Here is a 16,272-nt window from a genome sequence, read left to right as displayed (position 1 = left end):
ACAATAAAATGAAAAAGATAACCATAGCAATAGATGGATTTTCATCCACAGGGAAAAGCACTTTGGCTAAACAACTTGCCAAACATTTGGGATACGTATATGTAGATACTGGAGCTATGTATCGTGCAGTGACTTTATTTGCAATGCAAAATAATTGTATTGGAGCTGATTTTTTGGATAAAGAAAAATTGGTAAAAAGTTTGCCTTCAATAAAATTGAGTTTTAAATTCAATCCTGAGTTAGGTTTTGCTGAAATGTACTTGAATGATGTGAATGTGGAAACTGCGATTAGGACCTTGGAAGTTTCTAGTTTTGTGAGCGCCGTAGCAGCTATTTCGGAGGTGCGTTCTAAGTTAGTTGAGCAACAACAGGAAATGGGCAAAGAAAAAGGAATTGTCATGGACGGTAGAGATATAGGGACGGTTGTTTTTCCAAATGCTGAACTTAAAATATTCATGACCGCAGGAGCAGACACCCGTGCACAAAGACGTTTTGATGAACTACAAGCAAAAGGAGATTCAGTTACTTATGAAGAGGTTTTGAAAAATGTAGTTGATCGTGATTACGTTGATACTCACAGAGATGATTCACCTTTAGTAATGGCTGAAGATTCTATTGAAGTAGATAATTCTTATTTGGATCGAAAAGAACAATTTGATGTTGTTTTGGAGTTAGTAAATGAGGTAATTAATAGCTTATAAATTTTTTGTTAATATCAATATTAATAGTAGATTTACGCGCCACAAAATCTTAAAATAAAAAAAATACAATTCGTCACATGGGAATTAAAAACAGATTGATAATAATGAGTTTTCTCCAATTTTTTGTTTGGGGAGCATGGTTGATTACAATCGCAAATTATTGGTTTGGAACCAAAAACTGGGAAGGAACCCAATTTGGTTTAGTATTTGGAACAATGGGAATTGCTTCCCTTTTTATGCCTACAATAGCTGGTATTATCGCTGATAGATGGATTAATGCCGAAAAACTATACGGTATTCTACAAATTTCATACGGGGCTGCTTTATTTTACATTCCACAAGTTACAACACCAGACACTTTTATATATATTATGCTTTTGGCAATGTGTTTTTATATGCCAACTATCGCATTGAGTAACTCCATTTCATACAATGCATTAAAAACAAACGGATTAGACGTGGTTAAAAATTTTCCACCTATTCGGGTTTATGGAACGATTGGTTTCATTGTTGCGATGTGGATAACCAATTTGACAGGAAATAAAGCTACCGCAAATCAATTTTATATCGCTGGAATGGCGGCTGTTGTATTGGGAATTTACGCTTTTACTTTGCCAAAATGTAAGCCACAACGATTAATCAAAGAGGATGCTTCTTTAATGGAAACTTTAGGACTAGAGTCTTTTAAGTTATTTGCCAATTACAAAATGGCTTTGTTTTTTATTTTCTCAATGTTTTTGGGAGGAGCTTTACAATTGACAAATGCTTATGGCGATGTGTTTTTAGATGAATTTAAACATTTTCCAAAATATGCCGATTCATTTGTGGTGAAGTATTCTACAATTATTATGTCTATTTCTCAAATTTCTGAGACTTTATTTATATTGGCAATTCCATTTTTCTTGAAACGTTTTGGAATAAAACAAGTAATGCTTATCAGTATGTTGGCTTGGGTATTACGTTTTGGCCTTTTTGCATTTGGAGATCCTGTTCAAGGATTATGGATGATTATTTTGTCTTGTATCGTTTACGGAATGGCTTTTGATTTCTTTAATATATCGGGATCATTGTTTGTGGAAACACATGCTGAACCTAAAAATCGTTCTTCGGCTCAGGGGATGTTTATGATGATGACGAATGGAGTAGGAGCAATATTAGGAAGTTTTACTTCTGGATGGGCTATTGACCGCTTTTTTACAAAGTCATTTAATAATACAACCGAGTTAGCTTCTTTTCTGCAAACTGATGTTGCGAATCCAAAAATGTTGGAATTTGTAAAAGGTCAAGGAAATTCTGTTACCGCAGATGGTTTGTTACAAAACGTAATCATGATGAAAGATTGGCATACAATATGGCTAGCTTTTGCAATTTATTCATTGGTTATTGCTATTGCTTTTGCCATTATGTTTAAACACGAACATAATCCAAATGCAGATGTAGCGGAGAATTTGAGTCATTAATTGTAATTCAATTTAATATATACAATCCTAACAGGTTTTAACTTGTTAGGATTTTTTTTTGCCTACAAATCATTTAAAATAGAGTTGAATTATTCGTCTTGATTTTACTATTGCCAGCGGTTTCAATCGTTGGAGATAATAATGAGATTCTAATATTTATAATGCGTTACCCACAGATGAAACCGCGAGCCATGATTAATTGTGTTGAGAAATTGAAAAATATTTATTTGCTGATAATTCACAATATTTTCTAACTAGCCCCGATTGCTTCGCCAGTTCACTTCGCTCGTGTGCAGTGGAAATCCTTATAAGCCGGGGTTCGGCTTATAAGATTGTAACGTATAGCGGGAACAATGTCAATAAGTATACCTAATTATTCGCTTCTAAACCTTATTTCTGACTGTTTGACGGTTTGTGCAAATATCTCTCTATAAATATTTTGCCATATTAAATAAAAGAATTAATTTTGCACACCTTTTGGTAGAGAAGAGTTTCCTTTAGGTATCAACTATTTATGTAAAACAACTTCTGTATTTTTCTATCGCATGAAGAAACTCGAGAAAAAACAGAATACAAATTTTTTATCAGCATGTCTGAACAATTAAAATCACAAGAAGAGTTTTTAGCAAATTTTAACTGGCATAACTTCGAAGAAGGTATCGATGCAGTAGATGAGAAAAACTTATTAGAGTTTGAAGAACTAGTATCTAAAACTTTCATCGCTACAGATCAAGAAGAAGTAGTTGAAGGAGTTGTTGTTAGAATTACAGATAGAGACGTTATCGTTGATATCAATGCTAAATCTGAAGGTGTTATTTCTTTAAATGAATTCCGTTACAACCCAGCTTTAAAAGTAGGTGACAAAGTAGAAGTATTAATTGACATCCGTGAGGACAAAACAGGTCAATTAGTATTATCTCACAGAAAAGCACGTACTATTAAATCTTGGGATAGAGTTATTTCTGCAAACGAAACAGGAGAAATCGTTAATGGTTTTGTAAAATGCAGAACTAAAGGTGGTATGATCGTTGACGTTTTCGGAATTGAAGCTTTCTTACCAGGATCTCAAATTGATGTTAAGCCAATTAGAGACTACGATGTATATGTAAACAAAATGATGGAATTCAAAGTGGTAAAAATTAACCACGAATTCAAAAACGTTGTTGTATCTCATAAAGCGCTTATTGAAGCGGATATTGAAGTACAGAAAAAAGAAATCATCGGTCAATTACAAAAAGGACAAGTATTAGAAGGTGTTGTTAAAAACATTACTTCTTATGGTGTGTTCATTGATTTAGGTGGTGTTGACGGATTAATTCACATTACTGACCTTTCTTGGAGTAGAATCAATCACCCAAGTGAAGTTCTTGAATTAGACCAAAAATTAAACGTTGTAATCCTTGATTTCGATGATGAGAAAACAAGAATTCAATTAGGATTGAAACAATTAAATGCTCACCCATGGGATGCTTTGAACTCTGATTTGAAAATCGGTGACAAAGTAAACGGTAAAGTAGTTGTAATCGCTGATTACGGCGCATTTATCGAAGTTGCTGAAGGTGTTGAAGGTTTAATCCACGTTTCTGAAATGTCATGGTCAACTCATTTACGTTCTGCTCAAGATTTCGTAAAAGTTGGAGATGTTGTTGAGGCTGTTATCTTAACTTTAGATAGAGATGACCGTAAAATGTCATTAGGTATCAAACAATTGACTCAAGATCCTTGGACTGACATTACTTCTAAATACCCAGTAGGTTCTAAACATACAGGTATCGTTAGAAACTTTACAAACTTTGGAATTTTCGTAGAATTGGAAGAAGGAATTGATGGATTAATTTACATTTCTGACCTTTCTTGGACTAAGAAAATCAAACACCCATCTGAATTTGTAAATGTTGGTGAGAAATTAGACGTAGTTGTATTAGAATTAGATGTTGACGGACGTAAATTATCTTTAGGTCACAAACAAACTACTGCTAATCCTTGGGATCAATACGAAGATTCTTTCGCAGTTGGAACTATCCACACAGGTGAAATTTCTGAAATCGTTGACAAAGGAGCTACTGTAGAATTCGGTGAAGATATCGTTGCTTTCATTCCTACTCGTCACCTTGAAAAAGAAGACGGTAAGAAATTGAAAAAAGGAGATTCTGCTGATTTCAAAGTAATTGAATTCAACAAAGAATTCAAAAGAGTAGTTGCTTCTCACACTGCTATCTTCCGTGAAGAAGAAGAGAAAAACGTGAAAGCTGTTACTGAAAATACTTCATCTGCATCTACTACAAACGCACCAGCTGCAACTTTAGGAGATAACAATGATGTATTAGCTGCATTAAAAGCTAAAATGGAAAAATCAGAGAAAAAATAATTTCTTGATTTTTTTGAATATAGAAAGTCCCGCAATTTGCGGGGCTTTTTTTGTTATGACAAATACTATATTTTCATAATTTTTACTTATTCAACTTTTTTAACATTTTTCCCCAAACAAAAGATCAAAATTATGTGAAACTGTATGAAAATGTTTATATTTGGCGAAATAAAATAAAATTTATGGTTCCAAAACTACATTTTCCTACACATTTTGCATTTTATTCTTTTCTTACAATTTTCACTCTATTTTTCTGCTCCATTAATATTAATGCTCAATGTGCAGGTGATGACAATGTAATGCTTACTGTATGTGACATTACGAATCCTGCTAGCCAAGTTATTAATTTGTATACCGAATTAGGCGGAACTCCAACACCTAGAGGAACATGGAAAGATGATGATAGATCTGGTGGGTTGGACAAAACTACCGGTGTTTTAAATGCACAACAAATCAAAAAAAGCGGAATTTATCATTATATATATACCGTTGCAGGTGTTTCTGGTTGTGCTGATAATACTGCAGTTGTAACCGTAACTATTGGTGGATATACTGGAGTTCCTGGCCCCAATTCTTCAATTTGTAATACCGAAATTGCCTATAACTTATATCAGACTTTTAATGGTAATTTTTTGGCTCCCCAAACTGGTGGAACTTGGGTTGGAAATACGTCTAGCGTCGGATTAACTGATAACTTTTTGAATACAACTACTTTATACAATGGGCCTCCACCGCCTACTTACGAATATACATATTCAATAGCTGCTATCGGTACTTGTGCAGCACCCCCAGATGCTAAAGTTTTTGCTACAGTTTATCGTTCCCCATTACCCGGAACTCCTTCTGATTTACGCCTGTGTTCCAACGAACTAAGTGCTTATACCAATTTAAATTTAAATGATCAATTATCAGGAGAAGATGCTGGTGGAGTTTGGACTGAAATATCAACAGATGAAATCGATAATAATGATGATACTGATTCAACTATTAATATCCAAAATATTTACAATACCTCAGGCCCTGGAATGTATCATTTTATCTATACAGTATTCTCCGATAATAATGTTTGTTTTGATCAAACTTCGGATGTGTTTATAACTATAGAGAAATTACTTGATTACACAGGAGCAACTATAGCAATCAATCCGTCACTGCCTATTTGCGAAAATGAAGTTGCGACAACTACAGTTACTGCCACCATACAAAATGTTACAAATATTCCAGACGGAAGCTATAATGTGACATATACGATATCAAGTAATGGATTATCAAGAACGACTACCTCTAGTTTTGTGAATAATGTTTTGACGTTTTCAATAGCTTCAAACAATTTTACTCTTCCTAGAGATTATACTATAACTGTTACCAATATTGTCAGCAGTACAACACTTAATATTTGTAACAATATAATTCCTTTGATTTCGGGAGTTTTTAAAGTTAATCCAATTCCTAGAATCAATAGTGCTACAGTTACTATCGGTACCGTTTGTCAAACAGTAGAAGATGCCACTGTTACATTGTCGGATAATCATAATCTTACTGATGGTAATTATGATATTTTATACAATTTAAGTGATCCAAATTTAGCAACTGGAATTCCTGCTGTTATCAATGTTGTAGGAGGGATTCCTTCTTTTAAAATTCCGACGTCTTTAATTCCTAAATCTGGAAAAACAACCATTACCATTACAAATATCACCAATTCGACAACAGGATGTACCAATACATCGACAGCTAATAAAGAATTTACCATAAATCCTGCCCCTGATATTTCCAATTTAGCAGTGGCTATAAAAGATGTATGTCAAGGCAAACCAACAACCGTTGAATTAACTGGATTAGGTACTTTAACATTTATCGAGATAACGTATACTATTTCTGGGTTTAACACTATGGCTGCTCAAACAATTCCATTGGCAGTAGTGGCGGGTAAAGTAAGTTTTCCAATTCCTGTTACTGCTATTCCGAATGTTGGATTAACGACTTTTATCATTACAAATATTACCAATGCTTTAAACGGATGTCCAATACCAACAATAATTCCAAAAGATTTTACGGTAAATCCTATTCCTGCAACTCCAATTGCAGACGATGTACAATCTTTTTGTACATCTGACAATGCAACAGTTGCCAATTTGCAGCCACAAGGAAGTCAATACCAATGGTTTGATTCGGTATCAACTGTGCCTTTAATTAGTACAAAACCTTTGGTCACAGGAAATTATTCTCTCAAGGAAGTAAACGCATTGACGGGATGTGAATCGGCATTGAAGACGATTAGTGTTGTGATTAATGCTATTCCGCAAATAGATAATGCAATAGCTGTAATCGACCCAATTTGTCAAGGATCTAATGTTATTGTCAATTTTACAGCAGGTATTACGAATCTAACGGATGGTAATTATGATATCCTTTATAACCTAAGTGGCAGTAATCTGGCGGCAGGAGTTTCTACAATTTTAAATGTTGCAAATGGTATACCTAGTTTTACTATAAATTCAAACTTAATTTCAAATGCTGGAAATACTACAATCGTAATTACTAATATTACAAACACATTGACACATTGCACCAACACCTCGACATTCTCAGAAGTTTTTGTTGTAAATGCCATACCTGACGTCAGTAATATGATTGTCACTGTTAAAGATGGATGTTTGGGTCAGGACTTAAATGTTGAATTAACAGGATTAGTAAATTTAACCAATATCACTGTGAGTTATGCGGTATCTGGAGCTAACACAATAGCTTTGCAAACAATTCCTTTGATCGTAAATACGGGAAAAACCAGTTTTTTAATTCCAGGATCATCCCTTTCTGCAACAGGTGATAACACATTGGTCATAACAAATATAACAGGAAATAGTTGTTCTACCAGTATCAATACTATTTCCGAAGATTTTGCTATTAATACCATACCAAGTTCCCCAACTGCAGGGGATCAAAATTTTTGTGAAACCGATTTGAAAACGGTAGCAAACCTAGTTCCAAGCGGAAGCCAATACAATTGGTATGATACAACTACAAGTACAACACCTTTGGCATTGGACAACCTTTTGGCGACAGGAGATTATTTTGTCAAAGAAGTGAATACAACTACAAGTTGTGAATCAATAGTAACTCCAATAAACGTATTAATAAATACTGTCACAATACCCGTTTTAAAACCTAATGGAGAAGAATTTTGCGGAGTTGACAAACCAACTATTCTAAATTTATCAAACAATACCACTGCATCAACGAATTTAGCTTGGTATGATGCTGCGATAAATGGGGCCATATTTACAAACACTGATTTACTTTCAGAAGGTGTAACTTATTATGGTCTTGATTATGATACAACAACACAATGTTATTCCAGTCCATTGCCAGTAACCGTTTCTTTAACCGATTGTACTGCTACTTCTGACAATTTTTTTATTCCTGATGGATTTTCTCCAAATGGAGACGGGGTGAACGAAACTTTCCAAATTATTGATATCGAATTTCTATTTCCAAATTATACACTAGAAATTTTTAATAGATACGGAAATGTGTTATTCAAAGGCGACATCAACAAACCAGATTGGAATGGAAAAAATTCCAATTCAAGCTTTATAGATGGTGATGCACCAACTGGAGTTTATTTTTATATTATCAATTATAATAAAGACAATTTGCCTCCTAAACAAGGCCAACTTTATTTGAACCGATAATTCATTTTTTACCCAATAATTTTATTCTAATGAAAAAAATAATACTTTTTGTGTTTTTTTCCCTTTCCATACTAAAGGCAACAGCTCAGCAAGACCCACATTTTACACAATATATGAACAATATGAGTGTTGTAAATCCCGCCTATGCAACAGGAACTCCAGCAATACTAAATTTAGGAAGTTTGTATCGTTACCAATGGGCAGGAATCGAAGGAGCTCCAAAAACCCTAACCTTATTTGCCCACACACCAATAAACCAAAAGATTGAAGGTGGTTTCTCTTTAGTATCAGACAATATTGGTGATGGTGCCAAAAAGGAAACTAATTTCTTTGCCGATTTTGCCTATATTTTACAATTGAATGAAAAACAAAAACTTTCGTTTGGATTAAAAGCAGGTTTTTCATCAATAAGCACCAACTTTAATGGCTTTCGATTAAATAGCGGCGATATATCAACAGATAAAGCATTTGCAGAAAACATAAATGAAACGGTCCCAAATATTGGAGTAGGGGCTTACTATTTTACCGATAATTATTATATTGGACTTTCAGTTCCAAACTTACTTTCGTCAGAACACATCAAATCTAGACCTGACGTTAATTCCTTCGGGCCTCAAGAAATTCATACTTATTTCACAGGAGGTTATGTTTTTGACATTAACGAAGCTTTCAAATTTAAGCCTGCAGCTATGGCCATATTTGTAAAAGGAGCACCAGTTTCCGTGGATTTAACAGCTAATGTTTTGTATAATGAAAAATTTGAACTTGGAGCTGCTTATCGATTTGGTGATTCCGCAAGTTTATTAATGAATGTAAATGTAACTCCAAATTTGAGAGTTGGATATTCCTATGATTACGTCACTTCAAATCTAAGTCAATTTAGTTCTGGCTCACATGAAATTGTATTATTGTATAACTTGGATTTATTGGGTAAAGGATACGACAAATCACCTAGATTCTTCTAAAAAAGTAAACATGAAACGAATATTAATACTCCTTATCGTATTTTCAGTCCAATTTACACATGGCCAGCAGCAGGATTTACAAAGAGCAAACCTTTTGTTTGGTAAGACCTATTATAGTGCCGCAATTCCTTTGTATGAAAAAATTAGCATCAAAATCCAAACGAAAGAAGTAATTCAAAATTTAGGAGATTGCTACTTTTACACCAATGATTATGATAAAGCCCAAGCTCAATATGCTTCTTTAATCAGTAATAAAGAACTCAATGAGGACTTTTATTTTCGATATGCACAAACATTAAAAGCTAGAGGTAAATATACCGAAGCTAATGATGTTTTACGAAATTTTTATTTAGTCTCAAATAATACAGTTGCAATAGAAAAATTAGACAGAGACATCAAAAACTTAAAAAATGTCACAGCAATTGGAGAAAGATTTGAAATTCATAATTTAGCATTAAATACAATAAATTCAGAGTTTGGAGGAGTAGTTTTTGGTGATAATTTAGTATTTTCAGCTGTCAAAAAGAAACCCAATTTATTTGATAAAACCTATAAATGGAATAATGAATCATATCTAAATCTGGTTAGTATAGCATTAAAAAATGTGATTCAAAATGATTCTATTACAGCCTATTTTTCAAAAGATTTAAAATCCTCTATGCATGAATCAAATGCAATTTTCACAAAAGATGGCAAAACTATGTATTTTACCCGAAACAATTCAAACAATGGTAGGAGAGGAAAGAATACAGACAAAATATCAAATATTCAAATTTTTAGAGCTGAGTTTGTAAAAAATAAATGGACTAATATCGTCGCATTGCCTTTCAATAACCCAAATTATTCTGTAGAACATCCTGCTTTAAGTCCAGATGAAAAAACACTGTATTTTGCATCGGATATGCCAGGAACATTTGGTTCATTGGATATTTATAAAGTTTCCATAGACGGAATAACTTATGGAACACCAATAAATTTGGGAGATAAAATAAACACCTCAAAAAGAGATCAATTTCCGTTTGTTTCCAAAGACAATAAATTATATTTTTCTTCTAATGGACATGAAGGTTATGGCGGTTTAGATATTTTTGTTTCAGACATTAATGACAATTCTTATTCAAAAGCTGCTAATGTGGGAATTCCTGTAAACTCTGGTTATGATGATTTTGCTTATTATATAGATTCTGATATAAAGGAAGGTTATTTTTCTTCGGATAGACCCGGTGGAAAAGGGAAAGATGATATATATTCTTTGAAAGAAACCAAAGAACTACTTATCGAAGATTGCAAACAATATATTGCCGGTATAATAACTGATGTCGATTCCCACCTTGCACTAGAAAATGCGATTGTAATCTTGAAGAATGCTTCCAATCAGGAGCTTGAAAAAGCAATTACAAAAACCGATGGGAAATTTAGTTTTACAATAGAATGTGAATCTGATTATTCTTTATTCGCTACCAAAGAAAATTATACCGAAAATTCTAAATCATTCCATATTTCGGGAGAAAGAAATAAAACGAATGATGGTTCTATGGAAATTCGATCTATCGAAATTATCAAAAAGGAAGAGCAAGCGGCTATAGATAAAAAATTAGCAGCAGATTTGCTGGTAGCTCAACAATTGAAAGCAACCGAATTAGCTGCTTTGGAACAAAAAAAGAAAGACGATGCTATTGCGTTCCAACAAAAGAAGAGAGACGATGCCAATGCTCTTGAGGCCAAAAGATTGGCAGACAAGGAAGCAGCTGAGCAATTGAAAAAAGACAAACTGGCTGCTGACAAGAAAAATGCAGCAATAGCAGAAGCCAAGAAAAAAGAAAAAGCCGCCGCCATTGTGGCCGCCGAAAAAGATGTGATAAAAGACAAAGACCGATTAATCATCAAGACGGAACCTATCTATTTCGATTACGACCTGTGGTACATTCGAAAAGATTCCAAAAAGATATTGAATCGTGTCGTTGAATTAATGAACAAATACCCTGAAATGGTAGTAGAAATTGGTTCACACACCGACAATCGCGGAAACACAAAATACAACGCGGATCTTTCCCAGAATAGAGCCGATGCCACCAGAAATTACATTTTGGAACAAGGAATTCCTAAAAATAGAATTCTTGCCAAAGGTTATGGAGAGTCTGTTCCAATTATAAAATGTATTCCAGAAGATTCTTGTGATGAAGAACAACATGAATTAAACAGAAGAAGTGAATTCGTAATTAAGAATTTGTAAATTGTTAAACAAATTTACTTTCTAAACCAAAAAAAATCCTAATTCGTAATGAATTAGGATTTTTTTGTATCTACTAATAAAAGATTATCTCAAACTTGCTCCAAGTTCAGTTTCAAAATTCTTTATTAGTTTATTCATTATTTTATCAATCTGAGCATCTTCAAGTGTTTTGGCTGTATCTTGAATCATAAAGCTCAAGGCATATGATTTTTTACCTTCTGGTAAATTTTGTCCCTCGTACACGTCAAACAAATTCACATTTTTTAACAGTGATTTTTCTGTTTGTCTAGCAATGTTGTAAATCGCGTCATAAGTTACATTTTGATCTACCAATAAAGCTAAATCTCTACGAACTTCTGGAAATTTTGGAATTTCAGTGTATTTTATTTTGCTTGACATTAATTTTAAAACCGTAGCCCAATTAAAATCAGCGTAGAAAACTTCTTGTTTAATTCCGAAATGTTTTAAGATTGATTTCTTAACCACACCAAACTCCACTAAAGTTTCACTTCCCACACCAAATGCAATTCCCTCTGAAAACACATCCGAATTTACTGTAACACTTTTGGCATTTGATATTCCCAATCTTGAAAATACTCCTTCAACGTATCCTTTAAATAAAAAGAAATCAGAAGGTTTTTGGGTATTTGTCCAGTTTTCTTGGTTTCTATTTCCTGTTTGAAATAAAGTTAAATGCTTGATTTCCTCGTACCCCGAAAGAAATTTATGGTATGATTTTCCAAATTCAAATAATTTTAAATCGGAATTTTTACGGTTAATGTTGTACGATATTGCTTCTAATCCAGAAAACAATAAAGACTGACGCATTGTTGCCAAATCACTACTCAACGGATTTAACATCGTCACATTATATTCTTCTTTTAGCATTTCTGAAAGTTGCACATAAGAAGCTGTAGTCAATGAATTGGCCATCATCTCATTAAATCCTTGAGAATTCAATTGTGTTGCCACACTATTTTGCACTTTATAATCTTCATTTCGAGGAGAATTAGAAACTGTGGCATTCAATTTTTTAGAGAATACAATATTATTATATCCATAAACTCTCAAAATTTCTTCGATCACATCAATTTCTCTTTGAACATCAACTCTATAAGCAGGAATTACTAATCCTAAACCAGCATCCGAAACACTATTAATTTTAATCTCCAAAGAGGCTAAAATTTGTTTGATTGTATCTTTTGGTAATTCCTGACCAATAATGCGTGCAACATTTTTGAAATTTAAAAATACCGCAAAGTCTTCAATTTTCTTTTGATAAATATTTACAATATCAGATGTAATTTCTCCACCAGCTACTTCTTGTATTAATAAAGCTGCTCTTTTTAAAGCATATTCCGTAATCGTTGGGTCAATTCCTCTTTCAAATCTAAAAGAAGCATCTGTATTCAATTGATGTCTTTTGGCTGATTTACGAATACTTACTGGATTAAAATAAGCACTTTCTAAGAAGATTGAATTGGTTGTCTCTGTTACTCCTGATTTTTTCCCTCCAAAAACACCAGCTATGCACATTGGTCCTTTTTCGTCACAAATCATTAAATCTTCTTCATGCAAAGTTCTTTCCACGTCATCCAAAGTGGTAAATTTTGTACCAGCAGGAAGTGTTTGAACAATAATTTTTCCATTGATTTTGGCTGCATCAAATGCATGTAGAGGCTGTCCTAAATCATGCAATACATAATTAGTAACATCCACAATATTATTTTTAGGATTTATCCCTACTGCTTTTAATCTGTTTTTCAACCACTCCGGTGATTCTTTTACAGAAATACCAGAAATAGTTACTCCACAATATCTTGGCGCAAGATTGATATCTTTTACATCAACATCAATTTTCAAAGTTCTTTTGTCAACTCTAAAGTTACTTACTGATGGTGTTATTAATTCTACATTAATTCCAGTTTGGATCAGTCCTGCTCTTAAGTCACGCGCAGTACCTAAATGACTCATGGCATCGGCACGATTTGGTGTTAAGCCAATTTCAAAAACTTCGTCATTTTCTATTTTAAAAACGGTAGAAGCCAATGTTCCTGCAGCTATAGAATCATCCAGAATCATAATTCCGTCGTGACTCTCGCCAAGTCCTAATTCATCTTCTGCACAAATCATTCCATGACTTTCTTGTCCTCTGATTTTTCCTTTTTTTATGGTAAAAGAATTTCCTTCTTTATCAAACAAAACTGTTCCAATGGTTGCAACAGGAACTTTTTGTCCTGCATCAACATTACTGGCACCACATACAATTTGCAAAGGAACTCCATCACCTAAATCAACAGTAGTAATTTTCAATCGATCAGCATCTGGATGGGGAATGCAAGTAAGAACGTGTCCTACAACAATACCTTCTAATCCGCCTTTTACAGATTGGTATTTCTCAACGATTTCAACTTCTAGTCCTAAATCAGTTAGCAATCCAGCTGTTTCCTCAGATTTCCAATCTATTTTAAGAAACTGCTTTAACCAGTTATACGATATTTTCATATTTCATTTTTTTCAAGATTACTTCGTCCGTTCGTCCTACGGGCTCAGGCGCAAATATAATCAATGTTTCTCGAGGGTCAAAGTTAGTGAGCATCAAAAATTGATTCAATTGTAACAAATTTTGATACTGTTTTTATAAAATTTCTTCAATGTATTTTTTAATATTTTCGGCAATTTTTGTAGTAGGTAAATCATTTTCATCGTAGCCAAAAGGCTCCTCTATTTCTTCGGAAATTAATTCAATACTAACCAAAACATAAAAAATAAAAGACACAACAGGTATTACATAATAACCCAATGTAAAACTATAAGCATAGGGTAGTGTCAAAACAAAAATAAATATAAATTTTTTAATAAAAGCGCTGTAGGAGTAGGGGATAGGAGTGTTTTTTATTCGTTCACAAGCGCCACAAATATCTGTGAAAGATTGGAATTCGTTGTTCAAAATAATCAACTGGTCACCCGATATTTTATGGGTAATATATAAGTCGTTTATTTTTTGGAATATCATCTTCGCAACTTGATTTGGCCTGTGTTTATGATGATCAATTACTAAATCAACCTGCTCAAACAACTGCATGCTTGTTTCCTCATCTTTCAAATGCTTGTTCAGCATTGAAGCGTAACTTGGAATCAATTTCCTGAAATAAGCCAAATCTTTTTCATCTTTCAAAATAACAGACAGTTTAATAGCTAAATTTCGACTATTATTCATCAAAGAACCCCATAATTTTCGACCTTCCCACCATCGATCATAAGCCGAATTGATTCGGTAGGCTAATAACAAAGAGATTACAAAACCTAAAGTGGTATGAATTACAAAAAGGTTTTTGACATGGCTTGTGTCGTCTAATTTAAAATATTCAATTTCCAGATAAGCGACGATACCCGAATACAAAGCGATAACCAATATACTTGGTAATAATTTTCTAAAAGAGTCGGATTTATGAAAACGAAAGATGTAGGCGAACCAAATTTTTGGATTGTATGAAATCATTCTGTCTTTTTTGATTTTAAAAATACTTAAAAATTAAGATTTCCTGCTAATTCTCTTAATGTAATTTCAGATAATTTTGCTTGGAATTGCGCATTACTCAAACGAATCCTTGAATTGATGTAATTCAATTGTGCTGCTCTGAACTCAACAGAAGTAATAGTTCCAATTTTGAATTTTTCGGCGGTAATCTCAAGGTTTTGTTTTGAAATAGCAGTGTTATTTTCCTCTAAATCAATTAAATCCAAATTGGTCAAATATACTTGAAAAGCAACTGTCAAATTACTGCGTAATTGAATCAATTGCTGATCAATTACCAATTTAGAATTATCAATTTGCATTTTGGCAATTTTCTCATTTCTGTTCTGAGCATCTCCATCAAACAAATTCAAAGACGCCGAAAATCCATAATTCAAGCCGTGTGCTGAAGATTCTGTCGTAAAACCAAGGGACGATTTTGTGTCATTAAAATTATATCCCGTATTTAATTTAACTATTGGATAACGTTCTCCTTTGATTTGCTTCAATTGAAGTTCTGTAACTTTTTTATTGATAATTTGCATTGCTAACTCTGGATTTTGCTTTTCTGCCAAAACTATTAGATCAACAAGTTTCAAATTTCTATCAACATTTATTCCTTCAGAAACTTTAAAATCGGTGTTCAAATCTCTGGCCAATATCTGGTTCAAAAGTGTTTTTGCATTGGCATAAGTTTGTTTTTCTTTTAATAAATTACCCAAATCTGTATTCAAATCTACTTGGGCATTCAACACATCCAATTTAGAACCTTTTCCAATAGTGTATCTATTTTTGGTAAACTCCAATCTTTTTTGCGAAATGATAATTGTAGAATCCAAATCGGATAATTTTTGTTGTTCTTGTATCAAATCATAATAAACAGAATTGACACTGCTCACTTTGTCGATAATAGTCATTTTCAATTGGGCATCACTCATATTTTGCAATTCCTTCAATTGATCATATTTGGCAAACATTTTTAAACCATCAAAAATGGTCCAATCCAAAGCCACACCATAATTCAAACTATTATTTTTTGCATTTTGTAACTCTACCGTCGTTCCGTCTGATCGAGTTTGGGAAGTATTAAGAATGCTATTATTGTCTGTAGCTACAGCACTTATAGATGGTAACATTCCAGCATTTCCGATTGCCACATTCGTTTTGTCTATTTTTAAATTATTATCGGCAATTTTTATATCATAATTATTGTCCAATGCAATTTTAACAGCATTTTCAAGAGTAAGTATTTCTTGTGCATTTCCAATTGCAAAGCAAAAGAAAGACAGTAGGAGACTTTTAAAAAAAAGTTTAGTATTCATATTATTTTTTT

At 33.2% G+C, this 16,272-nt stretch carries 9 protein-coding genes; 6 read left to right on the top strand and 3 right to left on the bottom strand.

The features are described 5' to 3' along the window. Positions 1 to 8: 8 nt before the first annotated feature. The 6 genes from cmk to J2W95_RS04755 all read left to right on the top strand — a co-directional run bounded on the left by cmk (position 9) and on the right by J2W95_RS04755 (position 11,422). Positions 9 to 701 (top strand): (d)CMP kinase, encoded by a 693-nt coding sequence (gene cmk / locus J2W95_RS04780; RefSeq protein WP_310004481.1) that lies wholly within the window; start codon positions 9 to 11, stop codon positions 699 to 701. Positions 702 to 778: 77 nt separating this feature from the next. Continuing rightward, on the top strand, positions 779 to 2,161 hold the full coding sequence (locus J2W95_RS04775; RefSeq protein ID WP_310004480.1) for a nucleoside permease: 1,383 nt from the start codon (positions 779 to 781) through the stop codon (positions 2,159 to 2,161). Positions 2,162 to 2,750: 589 nt separating this feature from the next. Then, positions 2,751 to 4,529: a 30S ribosomal protein S1 gene (rpsA, locus tag J2W95_RS04770; RefSeq protein WP_310004478.1), complete on the top strand. Its 1,779-nt coding sequence runs from the start codon at positions 2,751 to 2,753 to the stop codon at positions 4,527 to 4,529. A 182-nt stretch (positions 4,530 to 4,711) separates the two neighbouring features. After that, complete coding sequence (locus tag J2W95_RS04765; protein WP_310004477.1) at positions 4,712 to 8,224, top strand: T9SS type B sorting domain-containing protein; 3,513 nt, start codon at positions 4,712 to 4,714, stop codon at positions 8,222 to 8,224. 29 nt (positions 8,225 to 8,253) lie between these two features. Next, positions 8,254 to 9,189 (top strand): PorP/SprF family type IX secretion system membrane protein, encoded by a 936-nt coding sequence (locus J2W95_RS04760; RefSeq protein WP_310004475.1) that lies wholly within the window; start codon positions 8,254 to 8,256, stop codon positions 9,187 to 9,189. A gap of 10 nt (positions 9,190 to 9,199) precedes the next feature. Further along, positions 9,200 to 11,422: an OmpA family protein gene (locus J2W95_RS04755; protein ID WP_310004473.1), complete on the top strand. Its 2,223-nt coding sequence runs from the start codon at positions 9,200 to 9,202 to the stop codon at positions 11,420 to 11,422. 84 nt (positions 11,423 to 11,506) lie between these two features. Here J2W95_RS04755 and pheT read toward each other — a convergent pair whose 3' ends face one another. From pheT to J2W95_RS04740, 3 genes are all read right to left on the bottom strand, one after another. Further along, complete coding sequence (pheT, locus tag J2W95_RS04750; RefSeq protein ID WP_310004470.1) at positions 11,507 to 13,927, bottom strand: phenylalanine--tRNA ligase subunit beta; 2,421 nt, start codon at positions 13,925 to 13,927, stop codon at positions 11,507 to 11,509. A gap of 133 nt (positions 13,928 to 14,060) precedes the next feature. Beyond that, on the bottom strand, positions 14,061 to 14,924 hold the full coding sequence (locus J2W95_RS04745; protein WP_310004468.1) for a bestrophin family protein: 864 nt from the start codon (positions 14,922 to 14,924) through the stop codon (positions 14,061 to 14,063). A 26-nt stretch (positions 14,925 to 14,950) separates the two neighbouring features. After that, positions 14,951 to 16,261 carry a TolC family protein gene (locus J2W95_RS04740; RefSeq protein WP_310004465.1) on the bottom strand — a complete coding sequence of 437 codons (1,311 nt, stop codon included), beginning with the start codon at positions 16,259 to 16,261 and terminating at the stop codon, positions 14,951 to 14,953. Positions 16,262 to 16,272 lie beyond the last annotated feature (11 nt).

This window comes from Flavobacterium granuli (assembly GCF_031456055.1).
Taxonomy (GTDB): Bacteria; Bacteroidota; Bacteroidia; order Flavobacteriales; family Flavobacteriaceae; genus Flavobacterium; species Flavobacterium granuli_A.
This window is presented reverse-complemented; position numbering and strand designations above follow the sequence as displayed.

Coding starts and splice junctions, on each gene's coding strand:
- J2W95_RS04745 (WP_310004468.1), bottom strand. CDS start 14,924: ATGATTTCATACAATCCAAAAATTTGGTTCGCCTACATCTTTCGTTTT.
- J2W95_RS04765 (WP_310004477.1), top strand. CDS start 4,712: ATGGTTCCAAAACTACATTTTCCTACACATTTTGCATTTTATTCTTTT.
- J2W95_RS04740 (WP_310004465.1), bottom strand. CDS start 16,261: ATGAATACTAAACTTTTTTTTAAAAGTCTCCTACTGTCTTTCTTTTGC.
- rpsA (WP_310004478.1), top strand. CDS start 2,751: ATGTCTGAACAATTAAAATCACAAGAAGAGTTTTTAGCAAATTTTAAC.
- pheT (WP_310004470.1), bottom strand. CDS start 13,927: ATGAAAATATCGTATAACTGGTTAAAGCAGTTTCTTAAAATAGATTGG.
- cmk (WP_310004481.1), top strand. CDS start 9: ATGAAAAAGATAACCATAGCAATAGATGGATTTTCATCCACAGGGAAA.
- J2W95_RS04760 (WP_310004475.1), top strand. CDS start 8,254: ATGAAAAAAATAATACTTTTTGTGTTTTTTTCCCTTTCCATACTAAAG.
- J2W95_RS04755 (WP_310004473.1), top strand. CDS start 9,200: ATGAAACGAATATTAATACTCCTTATCGTATTTTCAGTCCAATTTACA.
- J2W95_RS04775 (WP_310004480.1), top strand. CDS start 779: ATGGGAATTAAAAACAGATTGATAATAATGAGTTTTCTCCAATTTTTT.